The following is a 24,203-nucleotide window of genomic DNA, read 5'->3' as shown; positions in this document are numbered from 1 at the left end:
CCATCCCTCGCAATGAACCTCGGGCATGCTAGAGTCATGACAAGGTTGAGTAAAAGACAGCAGAAACCGGAGTAACGAGTGAATCAACCAGCCGTCCTCTTTGACGAATCCCATTGTGAGCAATGCGCCTGTGGCGAGGGTCTCGATTTTGAGATCAGTTTTGCGTTTCAGCCGATCATCGATATGCGCGATCACTCCGTCTACGCCTACGAGGCACTGGTGCGCGGTGCATCCGGCGAAGGGGCCGGTGAGGTGCTGGCGCGGGTCAATGAGCGCAACCGCTATGCCTTTGACCAGATCTGCCGGGTGAAGGCGGTCAAGCTGGCATCGCGATTGGGAATGTCCGCGCGGCTCAGCATTAATTTCATGCCCAACGCGGTCTATCAGGCGGAATACTGCATACGCACGACTCTGGCGGCGGCGCAGACCTATCGATTTGATACGCGCAACATCATCTTCGAGGTGGTCGAAAATGAAGCGATGACGTCCGCAGACCATCTGGCCGACATCATCCGCAGCTACCAGGGCATGGGTTTCCAGACCGCGCTGGATGATTTCGGCGCCGGTTATCCGCGTTACGATCTGCTGATGGCCAGCCCACCGGACCTGCTCAAGCTGGACATGGGGCTGATCCGCAACATCGACAACGAACCCAACAAACAGGCCATCGTGGCGGGCATCGAGACCATGATGCAGCGGCTGGGCGGGCGCACCATTGCCGAAGGCGTGGAAACCGAAGCGGAGTACCGGTGGCTGAGGTCGCTTGGCATCGAGCTGTTCCAGGGCTACCTGTTTGCCCGGCCCGGCTTCGAAAGTTTGCCGGAGCCCCACTTTCCGGACTAATCTGGTGCGCCTCAACACAGTAAGGTTCTGTTCTGCATGATTTATCGCGCTGTTGTCGTGATCGTCGGCATCGTTCTGGTCGCCGCACTCTATGGCCTGATCTGGCTGTTCTCCCGCTATTTCCTGCGTCGTCACGGAGTGGAAGCGGAGCTGGCCGATCGCAGCACCGTACTGGCCACCTGGACATTCGCCGGTGTGGCCGTGGGGCTGGTGATCATGGTGTTCGGGGCCTTCGTCCTCGGCCCCTGGGCGTTTTACAGAACAGCGCGGGCCCATGATGTTGCCGTGTCCGACGGCGCCGCCGTCGGTTGGGGCTTTTTGGTCGTGGCGGTCAGTCTGGCGTTGGCGGCCAGCGGTTTCTTTGTCCTGCTATGGCTGGTCGGGGCGGTTTGAGGCCACCTGGTGCAGCTGTTCGCGGAACCACAGCAGCGCCGGTTCCTTCTCGTAAGCCGCATGCCAGTATAGATGCACGTTAAGCGCCGGCATGTCGGTCGGCAGTGGCAGCACGCGAACGTTGGCCTGTTGCTCAATCATGCGGGCGTAGGTTTCCGGCATGGTGACCAGCAGGTCGGTGTTTTCCGCCACCCGGCAGGCGGCGTAGTAGTGCTGGCAGCGCAGGGCGATGCGCCGATGCACGCCCTGGCGGGAAAGTTCAAAATCCTCAATTCCCGGCCCTTCGGTTCGTGACGACACCAGCACATGACGCGCGGCCAGGTATTGATCCAACGACAGCCCCTCCTCGATGCCGGGATAGTGTTTGCCGGCGATGACCACCAGTCGGTCTTTACGCAGCAGCTCATGTGACGTCTGATTGCTCACCGGCAGCAGCACATCCACGGCAAAATCCAGCTTGCCCGAGGCCAGCTGCGTTTCCATCTCACGACGCGCGATGCGCTGGCTGACCACCTCGATTTCCGGATAGCTCGTCAGGTTCTGCATCAGTTGCGGCAGGAAAGTGGATTCCAGGATATCCCGCAACCCCAGGGAAAACGTCTTGTGCTGGCGCGCGGGATCGAAAGCATGAAACTGGTTCACGGCGCTCTGGATCTGGGTCAGTCCCGGGCGCATGGTTTCGGCAAAGCGCCGGGCCAGTGGCGTGGGGACCATCTGGTTGCCCTGACGGGTAAACAGTGGGTCGTTGAAATGATCCCGCAGGCGTGACAGGGAATGGCTGACCGCCGGCTGGGTCAGGTGCAGGGCACGGGCGGCGCGGGTCAGGCTGCCCTCCCGGAAAATCGTGTCGAACACGTGGAGCAAGTTCAGGTCGAGGCGGTTCATCGGTCGGCTCCCGAAATCGGTAAGGATATAAGTCTACTTTATAATAAATGATAAGAATAATTCAGTGGTCTAATGCGCTGGCCCAAAAGTAGACTGCGGCTACGCTTGAGGAGAACGACTGGGCACGCAACGGGTCCGGTGGTTCCGGGAGGCCCGTTGGGCGGGTTTCCCCTGATGATCACGTGTTGCTCCGGGAGTGATTGCTATGGACTTTACCCCTTCAGAAAAAGGTCAGGATTACCTGAAACGCGTCAAGGCGTTCATCCGCGATGAGATCCAGCCCGTTGAGGCGGACTACTACGCCGAGATGGCCGGGCTCGACAACCGCTGGGTGGAGCTGCCGGTTATCGCCGAGCTGAAAGCCAAGGCTCGCGAACAGGGCCTGTGGAATCTGTTCTTCCCGGACGAGGAGCACGGTTGTGGCCTGCTCAACTCCGACTACGCCCTGATCGCCGAAGAAACCGGCAAAAGCTTTATCGCCCCGGAGATCTTCAACTGCAACGCGCCGGATACCGGCAATATGGAAGTGTTGATCCATTACGGCTCCGACGAGCAGAAAGCCGAGTGGCTGCCGCGTCTGCTCAGCGGCGAGATCCGCTCGGCCTTCTGTATGACTGAGCCGGCCGTGGCGTCGTCCGATGCCACCAACATGTCGGCGACGGCGGTTGTGGAAGGCGACGACGTGGTCCTCAACGGCCGCAAATGGTGGAGCACCGGCATTGGCCACCCGAAGTGCGAAATGATCATCTTCATGGGGCTGACCGATCCGGAAGCGCCCAAGCATCGCCAGCACTCCATGGTCCTGGTGCCGAAGAACACCCCGGGCGTCAAAGTCGAGCGCATGCTGCCGGTGTTCGGCGCCTACGACGAGCCCTACGGCCACGGTGAGGTCAGTTTCGACAACGTCCGTCTGCCCAAGAGCGCCATTCTCGTCGGGCCCGGTCGCGGTTTTGAGATTGCACAGGGCCGATTGGGGCCGGGCCGGGTGCATCACTGCATGCGCGCCATCGGCGCCGCGGAGCGCACGCTCGAGCTGTTGATCAAGCGCGCCATGAGCCGGGAAGCCTTTGGCAAACCACTGGCTAAGCTCGGCGGCAACCCGGACATCATCGCCAACGCCCGCATGTCGATTGAACAGGCGCGATTGCTGACCCTCAAGTGCGCGTGGTTGCTGGATACCAAAGGCATCATGGGCGCGCTGAGTGAAGTGGCCATGATCAAGGCGGTGATCCCGCAGATGCTGCAGACCATCGTCGACAATGCGATCCAGATCCATGGCGGCGCCGGTGTCAGCGACGACGATTTCCCGCTGACGCAGCTCTTCGCCTACGCCCGGGTACTGCGCCTGGCGGACGGGCCGGATGAAGTTCACCGTGGTACGGTGGCCAAACTGGAACTCAAAAAATACGCCTGAAGCGCCCCGGAATCACAAGAAGCCCCGGCCATGAGGATGGACCGGGGCCTTTCCGTGCTTCAGCAAAACAACAGGACACCAGCATGACAAAACGCGTTTTTATCACCGGCGGAGCCAGCGGTCTCGGGCGTGCCATTGCCTTGCGATATGCCCGCGAGGGCGCCCGTGTGTGTATCGGCGACATCAATCCCGAGCAGGGCGCCCTGGTTGAAGAGGAAATCCGCCAGGCCGGCGGTGAAGGCCGGTTCGTCACCTGCGACGTGCGCCGGATTGCCGATCTGGAGCAGGTCCGGGACCAGTTGGAAAAGCAGTGGGGCGGCGTCGATGTCGTCGTCAACAACGCCGGGGTGGCTTCCAGTGGCAGCATCGAGGGGACGACGCTGACCGACTGGGAGTGGATCCTGGACATCAACGTGATGGGCGTGGTCCGTGGCTGCAAGGCGTTTACGCCGCTGTTCAAGAAACAGCAGCAGGGCGCCTTTATTAACATCGCCTCCATGGCCGGACTGATGCTGGCGCCGCTGATGAGCAGCTACAACGTCTCAAAGGCCGGCGTGATCGCGCTGTCCGAAACGTTGAGCATGGAACTGCGGGACGACGGCATTCGCGTGAGCTGCGTGTGCCCGGCGTTCTTCCCGACCAACCTGACCGACTCCATGCGTTCGGAAAAGCCGGGCATGGATACCAACGTCAAGAAGCTGATGAAGCGTTCCGGCGTCACCGCGGACGACGTGGCGGAAGACATCTACCGGGCCGAATCCAACGGCGACTTCTGGGTGCTCCCGCACGTGAAGGAACGCCGCATGTGGATCCTCAAGCGCCACGCACCCTGGGCTTTCGACTGGCTGATGCACCAGGAAAGCAAGCGCTGGATGAACAAGTTTGGCGGCAACGCCTAAACGAACGACTCCGTTCGGGAGGACAACCGATTTATGACACAGATTGATCAGGCGGTTGATATCCGCGAAGGCGAAGAACTCGACGCGCAGGCGGTCGACCGGTTCATGAAGCAGGCGCTGCCGGAACTGACCGGCGAGCCGTCTATCCGTCAGTATCCGGGCGGTGCGTCGAACCTGACCTACCAGGTGGACTACGGCGATCGCTCCTTTGTCCTGCGTCGCCCGCCGTTCGGCCACATCGCCAGGTCGGCCCACGACATGCTGCGGGAAGCGCGGGTCATGAAGGCCCTCAAGCCGGTCTATCCGTACGTGCCGGAGATCATCGCCATCTGCGACGATCACGACGTACTGGGCTGCGACTTCTATGTGATGGAGCGGTTCAAGGGCATCATCCTGCGCCAGGATTTCCCCAAGGACTTCGACCTGTCCGCCGAGGATACCCGGCGCTTGTGCCACAGTGTGATCGACAAGCTCGTGGACCTGCATACCGTGGATCCGGTCGCCACCGGGCTGGACAAGCTGGGCAAGGGCCCGGGCTACGTGCAGCGCCAGATCGGCGGCTGGAGCAACCGCTTCCGCAAGGCGCGCACCGAGGATGTGGGCGACTTCGAAGCGGTGATGAGCTGGCTCGACGACAAGATGCCGGACGACATCGCCCAGTGCATCATCCACAACGATTTCCGCTTCGATAACGTGGTGCTCAACCCGGACAACCCGTTCGAAGTGACCGGCGTGCTGGACTGGGAAATGGCCACCATCGGCGATCCGCTGATGGATCTGGGCAACAGCCTGGCCTACTGGATCCAGGCGGACGACGAACAGACTTTCCAGATACTGAGACGTCAGCCCACGCACCGACCGGGGATGCTGACCCGTGACGAAGTGGTCGAGTACTACATGGACCGCTCGGGCTACCGGGCTGACCGCTTCGATTTCTACGAGATCTACGGCCTGTTCCGCCTCGCCGTGATCATCCAGCAGATCTACTACCGCTTCTACCACGGTCAGACCCAGGACAAACGCTTCGCGATGTTCGGCCATGCGGCGAACTATCTGGAGAAGCGCTGTCAGCGGCTGATCGAGGCGAGTGACCTGTAATGGCAACGCTCTACCTGATCCGTCACGGCCAGGCCAGTTTCGGCAAAGCCAACTATGATCAGCTGTCCAAGACCGGCTGGGAGCAGGGCCGGGTGCTGGGACGCTGGCTGGCGGACAAAGTGACGCCCACCGCCGTGTTCAGCGGCGATCTGCAACGCCACCAGGAAACCGTCGCCGCAATCACTGAAGGCTATGGCCAGCCGCTGCCAGCCCTGCAGATGAATGCCGGTTTCAACGAGTTTGACCATGAGGCGGTGGTGCATGCCCTCAAGCCGGAGTGGGCCGACCGCGAAGCGATGGCGCGCGACCTGGCGCAACACCCCAAGCCGGCCAAGGCCTTCCAGATGGCTTTTGTCGAGGCGTGTCAGCGCTGGGTGAGCGGCGAGTTTCCAGGCGATTACTCGGAGACCTGGGAAAACTTCCAGACCCGGGTCTGCGCCGCTCTGGATGAAGCCATCGCCAATGCCGGCGGTGGCGACGTGCTGGTGGCCAGCTCCGGTGGTCCGATATCGGTCGTGGTGCAGTCGCTGCTGGGCCTGGACGATCGCCGGGCGCTGGGCCTGAACGAAGTCATCGCCAACACCAGCGTCACCCGCATCCTGTTTTCCGGCCAGCGTCGCAACCTGGCTGTTTTCAATAACTACGCCCATCTCGAAGACGCCGCACCGGAACTGGTGACGTTCCGCTGAGTGCGGCGCGCTTCCTGTCTGTATTTAACGGGAGATCCTATGAGTCAGAACAACCTGTTTGACCTGTCCGGCAAGACCGCGCTGGTGACCGGCGCCAGTCGTGGTATCGGTGAGAGCATCGCCCGCCTGCTGGCGGACAACGGCGCCCACGTAATCGTCAGCAGCCGCAAGCTGGAGGGCTGCGAGGCCGTCGCCGGCAGCATCCGTGACAACGGCGGCAAGGCGGAAGCCTACGCCTGTCACATTGGCGAGATGGAGCAGATCGAAGGCCTCTGGGCCCACATCCGCGAGACCCACGGCAAGCTGGATATCCTGGTCAACAACGCCGCCACCAACCCCCATTTCGGCCCGATCGAAACCACCGAACTCGCGGCGTTCCAGAAAACCGTCGACGTGAACATCCGCGGCTATTTCTTCATGTGTGCCGAAGCGGCCAAATTGATGAAAGAGAAGGGCGGCGGCGCCATCGTCAACGTGGCCTCCGTGAACGGCGTGGCGCCCGGGCATTTCCAGGGCATCTACTCCATCACCAAGGCCGCCGTCATCTCCATGACCAAGGCGTATGCGAAAGAACTGGGCCAGCAGAACATCCGCGTCAACGCGCTGTTGCCGGGCCTGACCGACACCAAGTTCGCCAGTGCCCTGACCACCAACGACGCCATCAAGAAGCAGGCGCTGATGCACATCCCCATGAACCGCATGGCGAATCCGGACGAAATGGCCGGTACCGTGCTGTACCTGGTGTCCGATGCGTCCACCTACACCACGGGTACGGCCATCAATGTGGATGGCGGTTATCTGACCGTTTAAGACGGACCGGATGGCCCGGACTCGAAGGAGGCGTTAACTCGTGATTTGATCGGGAAGCGAATGGGGACCCTTGCCGAAGAAGGCACAAGGACGTGCCGGTCGGAATTGCGGCCACGGATGGCCGTCAATTCCAGCGAAGGCAAGGGTGCCCATTTGCTTCCTGGCACGAATAAAGTCCCGAAGAATAAACAAACCGGAGATTCGCCTCAGCGAACCTCCGTCGATGCCTTCGTCGGGGCTTTGGAGAAAGCGGTTTCCACCGGCGGCTGCAGGTAGAGCGAGTAAAGTACCTTATCCAGCAGCGCCTGACCGTTCCACGCTGGTGCATGATTCACCAGACCCACCACGGCCCAGGTTGTGTCGTTGGTGTCCCGCGTGAAGCCGGCGATCGACCGGACGTTTTCCAGATACCCCGTCTTGATCCGCCCCAGACCGGCCATGCCGGTGTTGCGCAGACGACGATGCATGGTGCCGTCCATCGCGATCAGCGGCATGGAGGACATCAGGTCGGCGGCATAGGGGCTCTTCCAGGCAGCCTGCAGGATCTGCGCACCCTGGCGGGCACTGATGCGGCTGGCCCGGGACAGGCCGGAACCGTTGTCGATCACCAGGCCTTCGGTGTCCACGCCTTTACTGGCTAGCCAGGATTTTACCTTGCGAATCCCCGCCTCACGGTCATCCGCATCGGTGGGTAACCGGTTTTCAGCGCCGATGGCCAGCAGCAACTGGCGGGCCATCACATTGTTGCTCCACTTGTTGATATCGCGCACCGTCGTGACCAGGTCCGGCGAGTCGGACGTCATCAGCAACCGGGTGTCGTCCGGCGTTTCACCGGTGCGCCAGCGGCCGGTCATGAGGCCGCCCATCCGGGCCCACACGGTCTGAATGGTGGCCGCGGTGTAGTCCGGGGCCGGCATCAGGGAATAGTATTTGGTGGTTCGGCAGCCCTCCGGCAACTTGCCGGTCACCCGCACGGTAATCGTACCGTCGTCATGGAACGTCGGCGTCCAGTCGAAATGGTGATGCGACGGACAGCGACCGGCGGGCAGGGCAGTGACGTCGTTGTCGATGATGATGGCGTTCAGCGCCGGGGTGGCCCAGGCCGTCGTGCCCCGTTCGTCGGCCCGCACCTGGAAATGCGTCAGGTTGAAATTGGTCAGGTAGGGCGAGGGCTGTACCAGGAACGGCGCGTAGTCGTTGTCGCCGTTGTCATCGAATTCGGGCAGGCCGTTGGGCAGGTTGAACACCGTGCCGTCCAGCACCAGATCCCCGTCGATGGTGTCGATGCCCATGCCGCGCAGTTCGGAAAAGGCGGTCCACAGCCGCTCCATGCCCAGATGCGGGTCGCCGGACAGCGTCACATAGAGATTACCCTGCAGGGTGTGGCCCACCAGTTGGCCGTCGGTGGAAAAGCGGGTTTCCCAGCGGTAGGTCGGCCCGAGGATTTCCAGAGCACCGTAGGTGGTCACCAATTTCATGATCGAGCCGGGACTCATCGGCTCGTCCGCATTGATGTACTGGGGCAGACCCGGACCGTTCAGCGGCACGGCGGCCACACTCATGGCCTGCTTGCTGTCCATGGCGCGCACCGTGGCATCCACGATGTTTTCCGACCAGGGCGAGAGCCTGGGACCGTCGGCCACGGCGGTACCGGCCGACAGTCCGGCAAGCAGTGTCAGTGCGAGAGACAGGGGGCGACCCCGACCACTTTTCCGAAGGAAAGCGGTTGTGGATGGCATGATGTTCACCCTCTAGAAAATGTCGAGTATCAGCGCAAAAGAGCGATTATCGAGACACTGCGGGGAGGACAGTTTGTTCAGCACTGTTTTTCCCAGACTCGCCCATAAAATAGCCCAGAATGCACGGCTTCGCCTATGACTGATTTTTATACATAACGTTAAATCTGGCCAGTAAATGCATCTTTTAGCTCGAAATTGTTGTGACTTGTAAAGGCTACGGCAGGGATGGCGAGAAACAGCAGGCGATCCAGCCAACGGCAGTCAGAATGTAATGTGTTGAAATCGTGGTCATTCATGGCAATCGGCAGCATCTCGCGAGGCGTTGCCTGATGTGAAGACGACAAAGGACCGGACCCATGGGGAATCCACTGACTTTTCATCTCGATATTCTCGGATCGGCACTGACCTCCACGCTGACCGCCTGGCGTGGTTGCATGGTGGTCCGTCAGGCAGAGCAGCCGGCTTTGCCGCTGGTACTTTACGACATGGAAGGCTGCCCCTTCTGCCGCCGGGTTCGGGAAGCCCTGTCCGCGCTGCAGCTGGATGTGGACATTCGCCCCTGCCCGAAAGGCGGTCGGCGCTTCCGGCCGGAAGCCGAGCGGATCGGCGGAAAGCAGCTGTTCCCGCTGCTGGTGGACGACAACACGGGCACCGTCATGTACGAATCCACCGATATCGTCGAGTACCTGTTCCAGACCTATGGCCAACGCGCCGTGCCCGCGTACTACCGGTCCCGTCCCTATCAGCCGGTATTGGGCAGCCTGGCCAGTGCCGTCCGGGGACTGCGGGGCACGCGGGTGCAGGCGTCACAATGTCCGGAAAAATCGCTGTCGTTGTGGAGTTTCGAGGGCAGTCCCTATTCACGTCCGGTGCGCGAGCGCCTGTGTGAACTGGAGATCCCGTATCGCCTGCACAACCTGGCCAAAGAGCACTGGACCGAGATCGGGCCGGCCGTGCAGCGTATCAAACCGGGGCCCTACACTCCCTTGCCCGGGGGCAAGCGGGAGGCCTTCTTCGGCCATCATCAGCGGGTCCAGGTCCCGTATCTCGAAGACCCCAATACCGGTGAGGGGCTGTTCGAATCCGCCGACATCCTGCGTTACCTGGATCGCCGTTACGCGGTGAAGCGCTCATGAACTGATGGACGCTGCAGGCGTACAATCTCCTTTGACAGACACACCGGCTGCATTGCGTTGCGGCCGGTAAACAGGAGGATGCGCCATGACGATCCCGTTCAGCCGTCGCCGCTTCCTGGGCGGTCTCACCGCCCTGGCCATGCTGTCCCATGCGCCCTTGCTGGCGGCACAGTCCGCGCCGATCCGGCGCCCGATCCCGTCGACGGGTGAACGATTGCCGGCGATTGGCATGGGCACCTGGCGCACCTTCAACGTCGGCTCCGATCCGGGTTTACTGGACCAGCGAGCCGACGTCCTCGAGCGCTTCTTCCGCGAGGGCGGCACCCTGGTGGACTCGTCCCCCATGTATGGCTCCGCCGAAGCGGTCATGGGCCGGTTGCTGGAACGTCTCCAACGCGAAGGGACGGTCTTCGCCGCCACCAAGATCTGGACCAGCGACGAAGGCGCCACCCGCGGGGAGGCGGCCCATTCCCGCGAACTCTGGGGCATCGACCAGTTCGACCTGCTCCAGGTCCACAACCTGCTGGGGCTGGACGGTCATCTGCCGACGCTCAGGGCGATGAAGGCCGAGGGACAGGTTCGCTACCTCGGCGTCACTACCTCCCACGGTCGTCGTCACGACGATCTGGAGCAGCTGATGAAACGGGAGCCGCTGGACTTCGTCCAGCTGACCTACAACGTCCTGGACCGGGAAGCGGAGGCGCGCCTGTTGCCGCTGGCGCAGGACAAGGGCATCGCCGTTATCGTCAACCGACCTTTCCAGGGCGGGCGCCTGTTTGACCGGTTTGCATCCCGGCCGTTGCCCGACTGGGCCGGCGAGGCGGGCGTGACGAACTGGGCGGAGTACTTCCTCAAATTCATCATTTCGCATCCGGCCGTGACCTGCGCCATTCCGGCCACCACACGGGTGGATCACATGCAGGAAAACATGGGCGCGCTCTACGGGGCCCTGCCGGATCCGGCCCTGCGTCGCCGCATGATCGACGAACTCGGGTAGTTTATGGATTACGCCCTGCGCGATTTTTTGATGTTCACGCCTGAGGTTTACCTGCGCCTGTTCATGCGGCTCAACGAAGCCTTCTGGCCCTGGCAGTTGTTGTTCCCGGTTGCCCTGCTGGCGCTGGCTGGTCTGCTGTCGTTGCCCCAGGGACGAGCTCGTCGCCTGGCGCTGTCGGTGCTGGGTGTGGGCTGGATACTCACGGCGCTGCTTTTCCTGCAGCGCTATTACGAGCCCATCCACTGGGGCATGGCGTATACGCTCTGGGCGTTTCTCGCCGAAGCGATCCTGCTGGCGGTGCTGGCCTGGCGGGTCACGCCGGCCCGGGTGCCGCTGGGGATCGGGCTGATCGGGAGCGCGATGGTGATGGCCCTGTCGATGGCCAGCGCTGTCAGCGCGGGAACGGTTGAAGCCATGGGCTGGCCCGGACTGACTCCGGATGCGACGGCACTGTTGACCGTGCTGGCGTTGCTGACGGTGCCCTGGAAGCCCCGTTGTGTGCTGTTGGTGGTGCCCGTGCTGTGGTTGCTGTTCAGCGGTCTGACGCAGTGGGCACTGGAGCTGCGGGCGACGCTGGTGCCGCCGGCAGTCGGGCTGGGTGTGGCTTTGTGGGGGCTGTGGCCGGGGACTCGAAAACGCCCCCGGCCAAAACGCTGATCAGTCCCAGTCCGGGGCGAAGCCCGGATTGGCAATGCGCTCGTTGCGGTCCAGCTTGTCGATGGCATCGATTTCGTCGATCGACAGCTCAATGCCCAGAGCCTCCAGGTTGGCCTTCTGGTGATCCGGGCGCGTGGAGGAAGGAATCGGCACGATCCCCTGGGAAACCACCCAGGCGATAGCCACCTGGGCCGGTGTGGCGTTGTGTCGGCGGGCGATGTCCACCAGCGTTTCATCGTCCATGACCCGGCCCACGGCCAGCGGCATGTAACCCGTCACCTTGATGCCCAGTTCCTGGAGATGGCTGACCACCTTGCGATTGGCCAGGAAGGGGTGCACTTCCACCTGATTGGTCAGGATCGGGGTGTCCCCCAGAATCACCCGGGCATTGTCCACCTGGGCATTGGTGAAGTTGGATACGCCGACGAATCGGGTCAGGCCCTCGCGCTGGGCATCCCGCAGGGCACCCAGGTATTCCTCCATCGGCACCTCGTCACCGGGAGACGGCCAGTGGATCAGGGACAGATCGACGTGATCCGTCTTCAACCGCTGCAGGCTGTCCTTGAGGCTGTTCATCAAATCGCTGTAATGCAGCCTGTCGTGCCAGATCTTGGTGGTCAGGAAGATGTCACGGCGCGGGATACCGCTGGAGGTGATGCCGTCTCCGACTTCGGACTCATTGTCGTACATCTGCGCCGTGTCGATGTGGCGGTAACCCAGCGACAAGGCACTGCGAACGGCATCCCGTGCCGTATCACCCGTTAGACGATAGGTACCCATTCCAATGGGCGGCAACGTATCCAGAGCCATGGCAACTCCCCTCTGTAAAAACGGTAAAAATGGCGAGGTCATCAATCACGCTGCGTATCAAAGGGAGGGCGTTCGTTCACCTTCACGCAGCGCTTTCCCGGGAGTGTCCGGAGGCTGGCTTCTCGTTCGGTGATGCTGGTTTAGCGAGAGCGCGGATAACGACCCGGACCCGGCCGGATATTACTTACGTTGGGGCGAAATGGTCCCGTGTTCAAGTCCTTTTTGCGGGAAGCGGCGTCTTTTTTTGAAGGCCGATGGCCGGACTCACCACCGAACTGGCGTTTCCGCCCCTGTGCAAAATCCGGGTTGCCGCCTACTCTGATGACACCCAAAAAAGCACAGGAGACACCTCATGTTGCAGGCCAAATACGAAAGCCGCGGTCCGGTACCGCAGGATGTGATCGAAGCCGTCGAACTCGACACCCCGGAGCCGGGGCCCGGCGAGGCTCTGGTGAAGGTGCTGGCAGCCCCCATTAATCCCTCCGATGTGCTGACCCTGACCGGTGAATACGGCATGTTGCCTCCTTTGCCCGCCATCGGCGGCAACGAAGGTGTGGCCGAGGTGGTGGCGCTCGGTTCCGGCACTGAAGGGCCGGAAGTGGGACAGACGGTCCTGTTACCGGTCGGCATCGGCACCTGGGTGTCCCACGCCGTGGTCGACGCCCGTAAACTGGTGCCCCTGCCGAAGGAAGCGGATCCCCGTCAGCTGGCCATGATGACCGTCAACCCGCCGACCGCGATGCTGATGCTCAGCGAGTTCGTCGATCTGCAGGAGGGCGACTGGGTCATCCAGAATGCCGCCAACTCCGGCGTCGGCGGCTACCTGATCCAATTGGCGAAGATCCGTGGTCTGAAAACCGTCAACGTGGTGCGCCGCGAGTCCGCGGTTGAAGGCGTCAAGGCGCAGGGCGCGGACGTGGTGCTGGTGGACGGCCCCGACCTCCACAAGCGCGTTAAGGAAGCGGTCGGTGACGGTGCCGTGAAACTGGCCATCGATGCGGTGGGTGGCGCCTCGACCGACCACATCGCCGACTGCCTGGAAGAGGGCGGCACCCTGGTCAACTACGGCATGATGAGCGGCGAACCCTGCCAGCTCACGCCGCGCAATCTGGTGTTCCGCAACATCACCGCCCGGGGTTTCTGGCTGGCCAAATGGTTCGAGCAGGCGTCCCGCGAGGATCAGATGAAAGTTTTCGGCCAGCTCACCAAGCTGATTGCCACCGGTAAACTTCAGGCGAAGATTGCGGGCGAGTATGATGTCTCGCAGATCAAGGACGCGGTGGCGGCTGCAGCGGCCGGAGAGCGTGACGGGAAAATCCTGATCGTTCCGGCCTGACGGTCCCGGGAACGGCGCTCAATGGCGCCGGGCCACCGCACAACCCAATCGGAGAGACAATCGATGATGACCGGTCAATGCCTGTGCGGTGGCATCCAGTATGAATACGCGGGCCGCCTCGGCCCCATTGCCCTGTGCCACTGCAGCCAATGCCGGCGGGCCCAGGGCAGTGCATTTGCCGCCAACAGCCCGGTGCAGAAAGTCCACTTTCGGGTGACCCGGGGCGACGAGCTCGTCAAGGAATTCGAGTCGCGCCCGGGCAAGTACCGGGCGTTTTGCCGGGAGTGCGGCAGTCCGCTGTACAGCCGGGTCGACGCCATTCCCGGCATCCTGCGTCTGCGGGTTGGCACTCTGGATGGTCCGGTGAACCAGTCTCCGGCGTACCATGTGTACGTTGGCTCCAAGGCAGACTGGTATACGATCACCGATGACCTTCCCCAGTATGAAAAAACCGAGCGCACCAACGATCCGCATTGACCCGGTCGACCCGTCGCCGGACAGGCGGCCGGAGCCTGTGATTCGCGTTGAGGGCCTGCGCAAGCATTTCCGTTCCGGTGGTGAGGATGTGGCGGTCTTTGACGGCTTCGACCTCTCACTGCTGGCCGGCGAATCGCTGGCGCTGGTGGGGCGTTCCGGCTCCGGCAAGAGCACCCTGCTCAATATCCTGAGTGGGTTGGAACGCTGGTCGGCCGGCTCCGTCACCCTGTTCGGCGATTCGCTGCCGGTGGACTCGGCGCGCTGGAGCGAGTTGCGCCGCAGCGCCATTGCCACCGTTTTCCAGGAAGCCAACCTGATGCCGGCCTTGACGTTGCTGGAGAATGTCCGCTTGCGCGCAGACATTGCCGGGCATGCGGATGCCGGCGCGATGGGGTGGCTGGAGCGCCTGGGTATCGGTCCACTGGCTGCCCGCTACCCCGACCAGGTGTCTGGTGGCCAGCGGCAGCGTGCTGCGCTCGCCATGGCCTTTGCCATGCAGCCGCGACTGTTGCTGGCGGATGAGCCCACCGGCAGTCTGGACGGACACACCGCGGCCGAGGTGGCCAATGTCCTGTTTGCCTTCCAGCAGGCCCAGGGCTGCCCGCTGGTTCTCGCTACCCATGATCCCGCCCTTGCCGGGCGCTGCGACCATACGCTGAGGCTGGGAGCCTGACATGACCGGTCGCCGCCTCTGGTTGGCGAGTGTCAGCCATTACCGCCGCCATCCCCTGCAACTGGTCGCCCTCCTGTTGATCCTGATCCTGGCAACCGCCCTCTGGTCCGGCGTCTGGGACCTGACGCGCCAGGCCCGGCAGAGCCTGCAACAGGGTACCGGCCTGCTGGAGGGACTGCAGGAAATCCGCCGCCAGGACGGCGCTCCGGTGACGGTCGCCGATTTTGTCACCCTGCGCCGTGCCGGCGTTTGTGTGCTGCCCTGGCTCGAAGTTACGCCTGCCAATGGGCAGGGGCGGGTCATTGGCATCGATCCGTTGTCGTTGGGCTGCTTTGCCGAGGGCGGCCAGAGTGGACTGCCGCAACGCATTCAGGGTGGGCCGTTCGAGGACATCGGCCGCGCCATCGAATCCTCACCAAACACGCCGGCTACAGCGGGCTTTCGCCTGATGGCCTCAACGGCAGTGACCGACCTTCCATCAGGTTACCGGAACGTCCCCGCGGAGCCGCGCCTGGCCACCGGCGAACTGGCAGACAGCTTCCTGCTGAATCTCGACGCCCTGTGCGTCCTGGTGTTGTTGATTACCGGGCTGCTGATCCGCAGCGTCTATCTGTTGGGACTCTCCCAACGTCGAGCCAGCACCCAGCTTCTGACCCGTTTCGGCGTGCCCGCCCACCGCCTGCATCGAATGCGCCTGGTGGAACTGACCGTGATCTCCCTGCTGGGCGCCGTGCCCGGCACGGCGCTGGGACTGCTCATGGCGCAGGTGTTTGCCCAGGGCTTCGGCCGGGTGCTGAGCGGCCTGTTCGATGTCACCCTGGTGGGCAATGCCATCACCTGGATGGCCTGCCTGCCGATCCCGGTGATGATCGGGCTGGTGCTGGCGTGGTGCTCGTTCGACGGGCGAGAGGACGATACCGGGAGACGGCGGCGGGGCGACCGTGGGCGCCTCGCCGCCGTCGTCCTGCTGTTGGGCATCGTCGGATTGATCCTGGCAAACACGCTGGTTCTGGTCTTTGCCGCACTGGCCCTGGTATTCCTCGGCGTGGGGCTGCTGACACCGGCCTTGCTGGCCCGGGGACTGGATGCCGCTGCCCGCCACACCGCCAAACCACTGCGGCTATGGTCAGTGCGCGAGCTGTCCGTGATGATCCGGCGTCTGGGGCTGCCGGTGGTGGCCCTGCAGTTTGCAGCGGCGACGGTGATCGCCATCCAGGCGCTGGTTGGCACCTTCGAAACCACCTTCTACGAATGGCTGGATCAACGCCTGCAGGGCGATGTCTATCTGGAGCTCCGCGAGCCCGCCGATTTACCTCGGGTCGAGGGTGCCCTGAGTGGTCTGGAGAGCGTCGCTCAACGCTATACGGTTCAGCGGGACCGGGCAGAACTGACGCAACCGCAACCCGTCTCCGTGGATCTGCTGGCGCTGCCCTCCGACTCGTCATTGCTGCACCACTGGACCTTCCTGTCGGCCGTTTCCGATCCCTGGTCGCAGCTTGATCGGGGCCAGGTCATGGTCAACGAGCAACTGGCCCGCCGTTTGGGGCTGGCGACCGGTGACCGGCTCAGTTACCGGATAGCGGGGCAGGCCTATCAGGCGACGGTCGCAGCGGTCTACGCGGATTATGGCCGACCCAGCGGCGAGCTGTTGGTGGCTGCCTCGTCTCTTCCGGCAGCGTTCCGCTCCGCCTTCACCAGTGTCACGGTCGCCCTGGCCGAAGGCGCCACACCGGCGGATTTGCGTGCCGCGCTGGCGGATGCCTTGCCCGGCGTCCGTCTTGAACTGCGGGATACGGCGTCGGTCCGCGGGCTGGCGACCCGGATCTTCGAGCAGACGTTCCTGCTGACCCGTGCCATCAGCATGTTGACGCTGGTGCTGGCCGGAGTCTCGCTGCTGGTCCTGGGTTGGGTGTTTTTCGGCACCCGGCGCTGGTACTTCCACCTGCTTCGGGTCTGGGGCGTCGGTCGGCGAGCGCTGCGCTGGCGGATCAGCGGCCTGTCCGTTGCGGTAACGTTGATGGCCTGTCTGGCGGCCCTGCCGCTGGGCATCCTGCTGACCTGGGTGCTGGTGGCCCGGATCAATCCGCTGGCCTTCGGCTGGTCTCTGCCGATGGCCGTTTATCCGCTATTCTGGTTACAACTGGTGGTCGTCGCCGGGGTGATCGGGCTGATCATCGCCTGGCTGATCCAGCGCCGTCTGGACGAGCGGCCGCCGGAACCGGTGACGGTGGGTCAATTGCAGGGAGCGGAGCGATGAGGTGGCTGATCGGAGCGCTGGTCGCGATGTGCCTGGCCGGCTGTGAACCGGGGGAAGAGGCGCCGCAGGGCTTTGCCGGTCTGGGGCAATCCTTTGATCCGCAAAGCGCCGGGGTTGATTTTGTCCAGCCCGGGCCTGGCGACCACATCGAGTTGCCGCGGGATCTGGGCCCCCATCCCCGCTATCGCATCGAGTGGTGGTACCTCACCGCCAACCTGACCACCGCCGACGGTGACCCGCTTGGGCTGCAGTGGACCCAGTTCCGTCAGGGCCTGAAGCCGCATGCGCCGGATGCAAAGACGCCGCCACCGGAATCCTGGCCGCTGCAGTCGGTGTGGATGGCCCATGCCGCCGTATCACGCCCCAACGACCATCATTTCAGCGAGCGACTGGCCCGGGGCGGCATCGGTCATGCCGGCGCAACGGCGTCGCCGTTTTCGGTGTGGCTGGATGACTGGTCGCTGACCGCCTCGGAGGATGGCGACTGGCAACTCCACGTCAAAACCGATGACTGGGGCTATGACCTGACCCTGAGCCAGCGCGGCGATGCGGTGCGCCACGGCGATCAGGGCTTCAGCGCCAAGTCGGCCAGCGGCGAGGGCTCGATGTATTTCAGCTATGTGGACCTGACCATCCGCGGCACGGTCACCGTCAATGGGGAGACCCTCGACGTGCAGGGCAGCGGCTGGTTCGATCGGGAGTGGAGCAGCCAGTTCCTGCGCTCCGACCAGCAGGGCTGGGACTGGATGGCGCTGCAGCTGGAATCCGGCGAGCGCATCATGGCGTTCCGGCTGAGGGAAGACGAAGGGGCGTTTCTCGCCGGCACCTGGATCAGCGCCTTCGGCGAAGTGGTCCCCCTGAGCGGCGATGACTTTACTCTGCAACCCCTGGAGCAGGCGACCTTTGACACAGGCACCGTGCCGTCACGCTGGCGGCTGACCATTCCCAGTCGGGATGTGGACATCGAAGTGGACACCATGGCCGGCAACTTCTGGAACACCGGCCTGTATCCCTACTGGGAAAGTCCGGTCCGGGTATCCGGCTCCCACAGTGGTCGCGGTTATCTGGAGTTGACCGGCTACGCCGAGTAACGCCGGGACTGGCGGGCGCATTTATTGCTTTAATTGAAGGGTAGATCGCCATCAACACGACCCGCGAGGACCGCTTGTGACTCATATCCTGATTGCCCCGGATTCCTTCAAGGAAAGCCTGTCGGCCTCGGAAGTGGCCGATGCCATACGTGGCGGACTGGCCCAGGCACTACCGGAGGCGACGTTCACCACGCTGCCGCTGGCGGATGGCGGCGAGGGCACCATGGAGGCGCTGGTGATCGCCGCCGGCGGCCGCTACGAAACCACCGAAGTCACCGGGCCGGACGGCAATCCGGTGAAGGCCCGCTTCGGACTGATTCATGAAGACCGCACTGCCGTGATCGAAATGGCGGAAGCCAGTGGCCTGCAACGATTGCCGCAAGCCCGCCGCAATCCCATGAAAACCACCACCCGGGGCACCGGCGAGCTGATCATCGATGCGCTGGATCTCGGAGTGGAGCAGATCATCCTGACCCTGGGCGGCAGCGCCACCAACGACGGCGGTCTCGGAATGGCACAGGCCCTGGGCGTCAAGGCGCTGGACGCCGCCGGGAACGCCATCGGCCCGGGTGGGCAGGGGCTGCTGGATGTGTCTTCGATCAATCTGCATGAACTGGACACCCGGATACCCGCGACCCGTTTCCGGGTCATTTGTGACGTCAACAACCCGCTGACTGGCCCCAATGGCGCGACCTATGTGTTCGGGCCCCAAAAAGGTGCAACCGACGAAATGCTGATTGCGCTGGACCAGGGCATGGCCCGTTATGGAGCACTGCTGGAACAGGTGGTGAGCCGCAAGTTGGCGGACATGCCCGGTGCCGGTGCGGCCGGTGGCATGGGCATGGCGGCGTGCGCGTTCCTACGTGGCCGTCTGGAGCCCGGGGTGGATGTGGTCATGGATGCAGTAGGCTTGCGTGAGCAGCTCAAGAAGGCGGATCTGGTGATCACCGGGGAAGGGCGGATCGATGGGCAAACCGCCCGCGGCAAGACCCTGGCCGGACTGGCCCGGGAAGCCGCCCAGGCGGGCGTGCCCGTTGTGGCCCTGGCCGGCAGTGTGGGTGACGACTACGACGAGGCATTGGCCTGTGGGTTGACGGCAGTGTTCGGTATCACGCCGACGCCCATGGATCTGCCGGAGGCGCTGGAGCGGGCTGCCGATAACCTGCGTCGGGTGGCCCGGAACGTGGCGGCGCTGTACGCCCTGTCACCCTCATCAGGGGCGTGAGACTCTCAGGATTTCACCGTCCGAGGCGTCCGTCAGCAACCAGATGGACCCGTCGGGCGCCTGCTTGACCTCGCGGATGCGTTTGCCCACCGCTTTCAGCAGATCCTCCTCTTCCACCACCTGTTCCCGCTCGTTGACCCGCAGTCGAACCACTTTCTGGAACTTCAGGGCACCGACGAACAGATCGCCCCGCCATTGTGGGAACATCTCACCGTCATAAATCGCCAGGCCCGATGGGGCGATGGACGGATCCCAGTAGTGAAGTGGCTGCGCCATGCCCGGTGCCTGGGTGCGATCGGTAATCGGCAGACCGCTGTAGTCGATGCCGTAGGTGATTGCCGGCCAGCCGTAATTGGTGCCCGCGCGAATGATGTTCACCTCGTCACCGCCCCTTGGACCGTGCTCGTGGCTCCAGATCTCACCCGTGACCGGGTGCCGGGCCATGCCCTGGATATTGCGGTTGCCGTAGGTGAAGAAGGTCTGCCTCGCACCGGCCTGATTCAGGAAGGGGTTGCCTGGCGCCGGGGCTCCGTCAATGGTGATGCGGTGAACGCCGCCGGCATCGTCCGACAAGTCCTGCGCCCGGGATTGATCGCCCCGGTCGCCCACCGGTACGTAGAGGTAACCCTCCCGGTCGAAGGCCATCCGCCCCGCAAAGTGACGGGTGGTGTTGGAGCGGGGCAGGGCTTCGAAGATGACGGTCACATTCTCCAGGGCACCATCCCGGTATTCGGCCCGGGCCACCCGGGTCGTTTTGCCTTCGCGGGTCTGGTGAGCGTAGCTCAGGAAGAGCAGGCGGTTCTCGCTGAACCGGGGATGCAGGATGACGTCCAGCAGGCCGCCCTGGCCGGCCACCGCCACGTCCGGTACACCGCTGACCGGTGCATCCAGCAACTTGCCATCCCGCACCACCCGGAGACGGCCGGCCCGTTCCGTTACCAGCACATCACCGTTGGGAAGAAAGGCCAGGCCCCAGGGGTGGTCGAGTCCATCAACAACGGTGTCGACGCGGTAATCGTGATAGCGGGATTCGTAGACGTCTGCTTCCGCCAGGCTCGCCAGCAAGAGGCCGGCGAACAGTGAAAAGAACGTGCGAAACGGATGATGAGTAGGGCCCTGAATCATCGAGTCTGCCTCCTGCTGACGATGCATACGCAATGGTTCCTTGGATGGCTTCCACCGGCAAAGGTTCAGTTGGTGCCTTTTGAAAACCCCCGCCCCCTGTGTGCCATACTGCAATCGAACACGCTTTTAAAACCTTGCGACATAAGGAGATCATGGATGTCAGATCATCATGTCTACAAGAAAGTCGAGATTGTCGGTTCGTCGACAACCGGCATTGAAGACGCCATCGAGAACGCGTTGGCGGAATGCAGCAAGAGCGTCAAGAACATCGAATGGTTTGAAGTGACCGAAACCCGCGGCCATGTGACGGACGGCAAGGTGGCCCACTATCAGGTGGTGCTGAAAGTCGGGTTTCGGATTCAGGGAAGCTAGGGGCTGAATTCAGCCCCTTGAATGCACTGCTGCGCGGAGACGGCTCAGTGGGTGGTCAACTGAGCCGCTTCGGCGGCCGAGCCGGTCTGGACCTGCCACTGGGCGGCGTAGCTGCCGTCCTGGGCGATCAGCTCGTCATGGGGGCCCCTCTCGGTGACCTCGCCGTCCTGGATCACGGCAATCTGGTCCGCATGGACGATGGTCGACAGGCGGTGGGCGATCATGATGACCGTGCGGTTGTGGCCGATGCGCCGCAGCGACCGCTGGATCGCGGCTTCCGTCTCGTTGTCTACCGCGCTGGTGGCCTCGTCCAGTACCAGGATGGGCGGATCTTTCAGCAGCGCGCGGGCCAGTGACAGACGCTGACGTTGACCGCCGGACAGTCGCACGCCGCGCTCACCCACGGCGGTGTCCAGGCCGTCCTGCAATGCCTCGATAAAGCCCCAGGCCTCGGCCGTTTTGGCCGCCTCGATGATCTGCTCATCGGTGGCGTCCGGACGCCCGTAGGCGATGTTGTCGCGGATGCTGCCATCGAACAGGTAGACATCCTGGCTGACCAGGCCGATGGCCTGACGCACCGAGTTCAGGCTGACATCCTGGATGGGATGATCGTCGATGCGGATCGCGCCGTGCTGCACGTCGTAAAACCGCAGCAGCAGCTTGATCAGGGTCGACTTGCCGGAGCCCGTGGCGCCCACCAGGGCCAGGGTATGACCGGCCGGAACCTCCAGGCTGATGCCTTTGACGCCCGCGCCGCTGTTGCCATACCGGAACTGGACGCTATCGAAACTCACGGACCCGCGCACCGGCTGGGGCAGGGGCGTGGTAACGTTGTCCCGAACATGGACGGGCTCCGCGATCAGGTCCAGGATCCGGCGGGTACTGGCCATGGCCCGCTCGAACTGGTCGACCACTTCCGCCAGTCCCGTCATTGGCCACAGCAGGCGCTGGGTCAGGAACACCAGTACGCCGTAGGCGCCCACATTCAGCTCCCCGTTCAGGGCCATCATGCCGCCGATCATGAACGTCGCCAGGAAGCCGAACAGCACCGCCATCCGGATCAGCGGAATGAAGGCGGAGCTGATGCGGATCGCCTTGCGATTGGCCTGGACGTAATCGTCACTGGCCTGGCGCAGACGCTCCGCTTCGCGGGCTTCGGCCGTAAAACTCTTGATGGTGGCAATACCGCCGAGATTGTTAGCCAGCCGGGTGGACAGGTTGCCCACTTTCTCCCGCACGTCGGCGTACAGCGGTCCGGCTTTCTTCTGGAAGTAGAAGGCGCCCCAGACGATGACCGGAATCGGTGTAAAGGCCAGCAGCGCGATCAGCGGCGAGATCACGAAGAACACCAGGCCCACCGTGAGAATGGTGACCACCACCTGGATCATGGCGTTAGCACCGCCGTCGAGGAACCGTTCCAGCTGGTTCACGTCGTCGTTCATGGTCGCTACCAGCTGGCCGGAGCTGCGCGACTCGAAGAAGTGCATATCCAGGCGCTGGGCGTGTTCGTAAGCGTCCTGGCGCAGGTCGGCCTGCAGCGCCTGGGACAGGTTGCGCCAGAGCACCTGGAACATGAATTCGAATATGGATTCACCGGCCCAGATGAAGAAGGTGAGCAGCCCCAGCACGAGAATCTGGGACTCGGCCGAGGTGAAGCCGATCGACGCCACGAAACTGGATTCCTTGTTCACCACCACGTCGATGGCAATACCGATCAGGATCTCCGGCGCGATGTCGAACAGCTTGTTGATGATCGAGCAGGTGGTGGCAGCGATGATGTGGCGACGGTAGCCGCGGGCGTAACGCAGCAAACGGCCAAGCGCCTGGAAGCTGCTGGTGCTGGAGCTGGACATGAGAAAATCTCCGAATCGGGCAGACCCGTCCGATAAACACCCGGAAAAACGGGGGGTATGAACGGGTCAGAAAAGGCGCACAGACTAGCTGAATTCGCTCACTCGTGAAAGCGAATCATTATCAAATCTGTTTGGCCAGGCTCAGCGCTTGACGTGTTTCTGCAGCCAGCGGTCGAGCTGATCGGCAAAGGCCTTGCGATCGGTCTGGGAATAGCCGGACGGTCCGCCGGTCATCTGACCCGCGTTGCGCAGTTCTTCCATGAAGTTTCGCATCGCCAGACGCTGGCGGATGTTGTCGGGGGTGTAGACCTGGCCACGGGGATTGAGCGCCCGCGCACCCCGTTCAATGGCCTCTGCGGCCAGCGGGATGTCCTGGGTGACCACCAGGTCGTTCTCGCACAGCAGCTCGACGATTTCATTGTCCGCCACATCGAAACCCTGCGGCACCTGGCGTGTCTTTATATAGGGTGAAGGCGGCACATTGATGCGCTGGTTGGCGACAAACGTGACGCTGATTTGCCAGCGATTGGCGGCGCGGCAAAGGATCTCCTTCACCGGAGTGGGGCAGGCGTCGGCATCGACCCATATGGCCATAATCAGTTCTCCCTCATCAGCGGGGCAAGGATACGCCAATTCGACGAAAAAGGGTGAACGGCTACCCGGTCTTTGGCGTATTGCCACTCAGATGGCCTGTTGCCCAGGGAGGTGCACCATGGGTTTTTCCACGACCGTTCGGTGGCTCTGGCCACTCCTTCTTATCGCTGTGACCGTTACCCCCAGACTGGCTCTGGCCGACGATGCTGCCGCTTGGACCGCCTTGCGCCAGGGTGGGGCTGTCCTGATCCTGCGTCATGCCCTGGCGCCTGGCGTGGGCGATCCGGACCACTTCGACGTCAATGATTGCAGTACCCAGCGTAATCTGAACAACGTTGGCCAGGAGCAGGCGCGGGCCTGGGGGCGATATCTGGCCGAACAGGGCATTCGCAGCGCCCAGGTTTTTTCCAGTGCCTGGTGTCGCTGCCGGGATACGGCCACGCTGATGGACGTGGGGCGCGTCACCGTGATGCCGTCGCTCAATTCCTTCTTCGCGGGCCAGGGCGACCGGGAGGCGCAGACGGCCGAGACCGTGGACAACGTCAACGGCCTGCCGTCCGGACAGCCCATTATCCTCGTCTCTCACCAGGTCAACATCACCGCGCTGACCGGTGTCTACCCGGATTCGGGCGAAGGCCTGATCCTGGCGATGCCGCTGAGCGGGAACAATCAGGTCCTGGCCCGCGTGGGGCCGGACAGGGCACCGGACTGATTCGCTCGGCTGCGGTCTTGCCACCGGCTCTAAAATGGGGGGATCAGATGTTTCCCCCGAAGTCAGGGCAGTCCTTCGGCCTGCTCCGAAGCTGAAGCGTCGGCTACATTCTGAGGCT

General features: G+C 63.0%; 24 protein-coding genes. 18 read left to right on the top strand and 6 right to left on the bottom strand.

The window, feature by feature from the left end; genetic code table 11:
- The first annotated feature begins 78 nt into the window (after nucleotides 1–78).
- Nucleotides 79–843 carry an EAL domain-containing protein gene (locus EB809_RS13305; RefSeq protein WP_123635313.1) on the top strand — a complete coding sequence of 255 codons (765 nt, stop codon included), beginning with the start codon at nucleotides 79–81 and terminating at the stop codon, nucleotides 841–843.
- 36 nt (nucleotides 844–879) lie between these two features.
- Entirely contained in the window at nucleotides 880–1,236 is a 357-nt protein-coding gene (locus EB809_RS13300) for a hypothetical protein (protein WP_123635312.1), read from the top strand.
- On the opposite strand, the gene EB809_RS13295 is transcribed toward EB809_RS13300, so the two are convergent.
- Nucleotides 1,213–2,121 (bottom strand): LysR family transcriptional regulator, encoded by a 909-nt coding sequence (locus EB809_RS13295; protein WP_123635311.1) that lies wholly within the window; start codon nucleotides 2,119–2,121, stop codon nucleotides 1,213–1,215. The genes EB809_RS13300 and EB809_RS13295 overlap by 24 nt on opposite strands.
- Before the next feature lie 205 nt (nucleotides 2,122–2,326).
- Between EB809_RS13295 and EB809_RS13290 the strand changes: the two genes are divergently transcribed.
- From EB809_RS13290 to EB809_RS13270, 5 genes are all read left to right on the top strand, one after another.
- The gene (locus EB809_RS13290) at nucleotides 2,327–3,535 is read left to right on the top strand and encodes an acyl-CoA dehydrogenase family protein (RefSeq protein WP_123635310.1); all 1,209 of its coding nucleotides are present in this window, start codon (nucleotides 2,327–2,329) and stop codon (nucleotides 3,533–3,535) included.
- An 83-nt stretch (nucleotides 3,536–3,618) separates the two neighbouring features.
- A complete protein-coding gene (locus EB809_RS13285) occupies nucleotides 3,619–4,434 on the top strand; it encodes an SDR family oxidoreductase (RefSeq protein ID WP_123635309.1) in 816 nt (271 codons plus the stop codon).
- Between the two features lie 33 nt (nucleotides 4,435–4,467).
- Entirely contained in the window at nucleotides 4,468–5,532 is a 1,065-nt protein-coding gene (locus EB809_RS13280; protein ID WP_123635308.1) for a phosphotransferase family protein, read from the top strand.
- Nucleotides 5,532–6,221, top strand: a complete 690-nt coding sequence (locus EB809_RS13275; RefSeq protein ID WP_123635307.1) for a histidine phosphatase family protein — start codon at nucleotides 5,532–5,534, stop codon at nucleotides 6,219–6,221. The genes EB809_RS13280 and EB809_RS13275 overlap by 1 nt, the downstream gene beginning before the upstream one ends.
- 39 nt (nucleotides 6,222–6,260) lie before the next feature.
- On the top strand, nucleotides 6,261–7,031 hold the full coding sequence (locus EB809_RS13270; protein ID WP_123635306.1) for an SDR family oxidoreductase: 771 nt from the start codon (nucleotides 6,261–6,263) through the stop codon (nucleotides 7,029–7,031).
- Between the two features lie 206 nt (nucleotides 7,032–7,237).
- Here the strand turns inward: EB809_RS13270 and dacB are convergent, their stop codons facing one another.
- Nucleotides 7,238–8,770 carry a D-alanyl-D-alanine carboxypeptidase/D-alanyl-D-alanine-endopeptidase gene (gene dacB, locus EB809_RS13265; RefSeq protein WP_123635305.1) on the bottom strand — a complete coding sequence of 511 codons (1,533 nt, stop codon included), beginning with the start codon at nucleotides 8,768–8,770 and terminating at the stop codon, nucleotides 7,238–7,240.
- Nucleotides 8,771–9,126: 356 nt separating this feature from the next.
- Here dacB and EB809_RS13260 point away from each other — a divergent pair, with 356 nt between their 5' ends.
- The 3 genes from EB809_RS13260 (at nucleotide 9,127) to EB809_RS13250 (ending at nucleotide 11,560) form a co-directional block, all read left to right on the top strand.
- On the top strand, nucleotides 9,127–9,906 hold the full coding sequence (locus EB809_RS13260) for a glutathione S-transferase N-terminal domain-containing protein (RefSeq protein WP_123635304.1): 780 nt from the start codon (nucleotides 9,127–9,129) through the stop codon (nucleotides 9,904–9,906).
- Nucleotides 9,907–9,991: 85 nt separating this feature from the next.
- Complete coding sequence (locus EB809_RS13255) at nucleotides 9,992–10,903, top strand: aldo/keto reductase (protein WP_123635303.1); 912 nt, start codon at nucleotides 9,992–9,994, stop codon at nucleotides 10,901–10,903.
- Nucleotides 10,904–10,906: 3 nt separating this feature from the next.
- Nucleotides 10,907–11,560, top strand: a complete 654-nt coding sequence (locus tag EB809_RS13250; RefSeq protein ID WP_123635302.1) for a DUF6064 family protein — start codon at nucleotides 10,907–10,909, stop codon at nucleotides 11,558–11,560.
- On the opposite strand, the gene dkgB is transcribed toward EB809_RS13250, so the two are convergent.
- Nucleotides 11,561–12,370 (bottom strand): 2,5-didehydrogluconate reductase DkgB, encoded by an 810-nt coding sequence (gene dkgB, locus EB809_RS13245; RefSeq protein ID WP_123635301.1) that lies wholly within the window; start codon nucleotides 12,368–12,370, stop codon nucleotides 11,561–11,563. It lies immediately after the preceding gene.
- A 352-nt stretch (nucleotides 12,371–12,722) separates the two neighbouring features.
- Here dkgB and EB809_RS13240 point away from each other — a divergent pair, with 352 nt between their 5' ends.
- The 6 genes from EB809_RS13240 to EB809_RS13215 all read left to right on the top strand — a co-directional run bounded on the left by EB809_RS13240 (nucleotide 12,723) and on the right by EB809_RS13215 (nucleotide 19,429).
- Nucleotides 12,723–13,706, top strand: a complete 984-nt coding sequence (locus EB809_RS13240) for a zinc-dependent alcohol dehydrogenase family protein (protein ID WP_123635300.1) — start codon at nucleotides 12,723–12,725, stop codon at nucleotides 13,704–13,706.
- 63 nt (nucleotides 13,707–13,769) lie between these two features.
- Complete coding sequence (locus EB809_RS13235) at nucleotides 13,770–14,183, top strand: GFA family protein (RefSeq protein ID WP_123635299.1); 414 nt, start codon at nucleotides 13,770–13,772, stop codon at nucleotides 14,181–14,183.
- Nucleotides 14,149–14,856, top strand: a complete 708-nt coding sequence (locus EB809_RS13230; protein ID WP_123635298.1) for an ABC transporter ATP-binding protein — start codon at nucleotides 14,149–14,151, stop codon at nucleotides 14,854–14,856. Before EB809_RS13235 ends, EB809_RS13230 begins: the two co-directional genes overlap by 35 nt.
- 1 nt (nucleotide 14,857) lies before the next feature.
- On the top strand, nucleotides 14,858–17,113 hold the full coding sequence (locus EB809_RS13225) for an FtsX-like permease family protein (RefSeq protein WP_123635297.1): 2,256 nt from the start codon (nucleotides 14,858–14,860) through the stop codon (nucleotides 17,111–17,113).
- On the top strand, nucleotides 17,110–18,204 hold the full coding sequence (locus tag EB809_RS13220) for a lipocalin-like domain-containing protein (protein ID WP_123635296.1): 1,095 nt from the start codon (nucleotides 17,110–17,112) through the stop codon (nucleotides 18,202–18,204). The genes EB809_RS13225 and EB809_RS13220 overlap by 4 nt, the downstream gene beginning before the upstream one ends.
- 76 nt (nucleotides 18,205–18,280) lie before the next feature.
- A complete protein-coding gene (locus tag EB809_RS13215) occupies nucleotides 18,281–19,429 on the top strand; it encodes a glycerate kinase (protein WP_123635295.1) in 1,149 nt (382 codons plus the stop codon).
- On the opposite strand, the gene EB809_RS13210 is transcribed toward EB809_RS13215, so the two are convergent.
- Complete coding sequence (locus tag EB809_RS13210; protein WP_123635294.1) at nucleotides 19,418–20,554, bottom strand: PQQ-dependent sugar dehydrogenase; 1,137 nt, start codon at nucleotides 20,552–20,554, stop codon at nucleotides 19,418–19,420. The two genes, EB809_RS13215 and EB809_RS13210, sit on opposite strands and share 12 nt — an antisense overlap.
- Nucleotides 20,555–20,710: 156 nt before the next feature.
- Between EB809_RS13210 and EB809_RS13205 the strand changes: the two genes are divergently transcribed.
- The gene (locus tag EB809_RS13205) at nucleotides 20,711–20,926 is read left to right on the top strand and encodes a dodecin (RefSeq protein ID WP_123635293.1); all 216 of its coding nucleotides are present in this window, start codon (nucleotides 20,711–20,713) and stop codon (nucleotides 20,924–20,926) included.
- 44 nt (nucleotides 20,927–20,970) lie between these two features.
- On the opposite strand, the gene EB809_RS13200 is transcribed toward EB809_RS13205, so the two are convergent.
- Nucleotides 20,971–22,779 carry an ABC transporter ATP-binding protein gene (locus EB809_RS13200; protein ID WP_123635292.1) on the bottom strand — a complete coding sequence of 603 codons (1,809 nt, stop codon included), beginning with the start codon at nucleotides 22,777–22,779 and terminating at the stop codon, nucleotides 20,971–20,973.
- A 141-nt stretch (nucleotides 22,780–22,920) separates the two neighbouring features.
- Entirely contained in the window at nucleotides 22,921–23,373 is a 453-nt protein-coding gene (locus EB809_RS13195) for a YaiI/YqxD family protein (RefSeq protein ID WP_123635291.1), read from the bottom strand.
- Between the two features lie 118 nt (nucleotides 23,374–23,491).
- Here EB809_RS13195 and EB809_RS13190 point away from each other — a divergent pair, with 118 nt between their 5' ends.
- Nucleotides 23,492–24,085 (top strand): histidine phosphatase family protein, encoded by a 594-nt coding sequence (locus EB809_RS13190; RefSeq protein WP_123635290.1) that lies wholly within the window; start codon nucleotides 23,492–23,494, stop codon nucleotides 24,083–24,085.
- Nucleotides 24,086–24,203: the final 118 nt, after the last annotated feature.

This window comes from Marinobacter sp. R17 (assembly GCF_003789045.1).
Classification (GTDB): Bacteria; Pseudomonadota; Gammaproteobacteria; order Pseudomonadales; family Oleiphilaceae; genus Marinobacter_A; species Marinobacter_A mangrovi.
The sequence above is the reverse complement of the archived record's forward strand: the minus strand, read 5'-3'. Positions and strand labels throughout refer to the sequence as shown.

What these genes read in the sequence shown, in the direction of transcription:
- EB809_RS13300 (WP_123635312.1), top strand. Translation starts at nt 880, where the DNA reads ATGATTTATCGCGCTGTTGTCGTGATCGTCGGCATCGTTCTGGTCGCC.
- EB809_RS13295 (WP_123635311.1), bottom strand. Translation starts at nt 2,121, where the DNA reads ATGAACCGCCTCGACCTGAACTTGCTCCACGTGTTCGACACGATTTTC.
- EB809_RS13290 (WP_123635310.1), top strand. Translation starts at nt 2,327, where the DNA reads ATGGACTTTACCCCTTCAGAAAAAGGTCAGGATTACCTGAAACGCGTC.
- EB809_RS13285 (WP_123635309.1), top strand. Translation starts at nt 3,619, where the DNA reads ATGACAAAACGCGTTTTTATCACCGGCGGAGCCAGCGGTCTCGGGCGT.
- EB809_RS13280 (WP_123635308.1), top strand. Translation starts at nt 4,468, where the DNA reads ATGACACAGATTGATCAGGCGGTTGATATCCGCGAAGGCGAAGAACTC.
- EB809_RS13275 (WP_123635307.1), top strand. Translation starts at nt 5,532, where the DNA reads ATGGCAACGCTCTACCTGATCCGTCACGGCCAGGCCAGTTTCGGCAAA.
- EB809_RS13270 (WP_123635306.1), top strand. Translation starts at nt 6,261, where the DNA reads ATGAGTCAGAACAACCTGTTTGACCTGTCCGGCAAGACCGCGCTGGTG.
- dacB (WP_123635305.1), bottom strand. Translation starts at nt 8,770, where the DNA reads ATGCCATCCACAACCGCTTTCCTTCGGAAAAGTGGTCGGGGTCGCCCC.
- EB809_RS13260 (WP_123635304.1), top strand. Translation starts at nt 9,127, where the DNA reads ATGGGGAATCCACTGACTTTTCATCTCGATATTCTCGGATCGGCACTG.
- EB809_RS13255 (WP_123635303.1), top strand. Translation starts at nt 9,992, where the DNA reads ATGACGATCCCGTTCAGCCGTCGCCGCTTCCTGGGCGGTCTCACCGCC.
- EB809_RS13250 (WP_123635302.1), top strand. Translation starts at nt 10,907, where the DNA reads ATGGATTACGCCCTGCGCGATTTTTTGATGTTCACGCCTGAGGTTTAC.
- dkgB (WP_123635301.1), bottom strand. Translation starts at nt 12,370, where the DNA reads ATGGCTCTGGATACGTTGCCGCCCATTGGAATGGGTACCTATCGTCTA.
- EB809_RS13240 (WP_123635300.1), top strand. Translation starts at nt 12,723, where the DNA reads ATGTTGCAGGCCAAATACGAAAGCCGCGGTCCGGTACCGCAGGATGTG.
- EB809_RS13235 (WP_123635299.1), top strand. Translation starts at nt 13,770, where the DNA reads ATGATGACCGGTCAATGCCTGTGCGGTGGCATCCAGTATGAATACGCG.
- EB809_RS13230 (WP_123635298.1), top strand. Translation starts at nt 14,149, where the DNA reads ATGAAAAAACCGAGCGCACCAACGATCCGCATTGACCCGGTCGACCCG.
- EB809_RS13225 (WP_123635297.1), top strand. Translation starts at nt 14,858, where the DNA reads ATGACCGGTCGCCGCCTCTGGTTGGCGAGTGTCAGCCATTACCGCCGC.
- EB809_RS13220 (WP_123635296.1), top strand. Translation starts at nt 17,110, where the DNA reads ATGAGGTGGCTGATCGGAGCGCTGGTCGCGATGTGCCTGGCCGGCTGT.
- EB809_RS13210 (WP_123635294.1), bottom strand. Translation starts at nt 20,554, where the DNA reads ATGATTCAGGGCCCTACTCATCATCCGTTTCGCACGTTCTTTTCACTG.
- EB809_RS13205 (WP_123635293.1), top strand. Translation starts at nt 20,711, where the DNA reads ATGTCAGATCATCATGTCTACAAGAAAGTCGAGATTGTCGGTTCGTCG.
- EB809_RS13200 (WP_123635292.1), bottom strand. Translation starts at nt 22,779, where the DNA reads ATGTCCAGCTCCAGCACCAGCAGCTTCCAGGCGCTTGGCCGTTTGCTG.
- EB809_RS13195 (WP_123635291.1), bottom strand. Translation starts at nt 23,373, where the DNA reads ATGGCCATATGGGTCGATGCCGACGCCTGCCCCACTCCGGTGAAGGAG.
- EB809_RS13190 (WP_123635290.1), top strand. Translation starts at nt 23,492, where the DNA reads ATGGGTTTTTCCACGACCGTTCGGTGGCTCTGGCCACTCCTTCTTATC.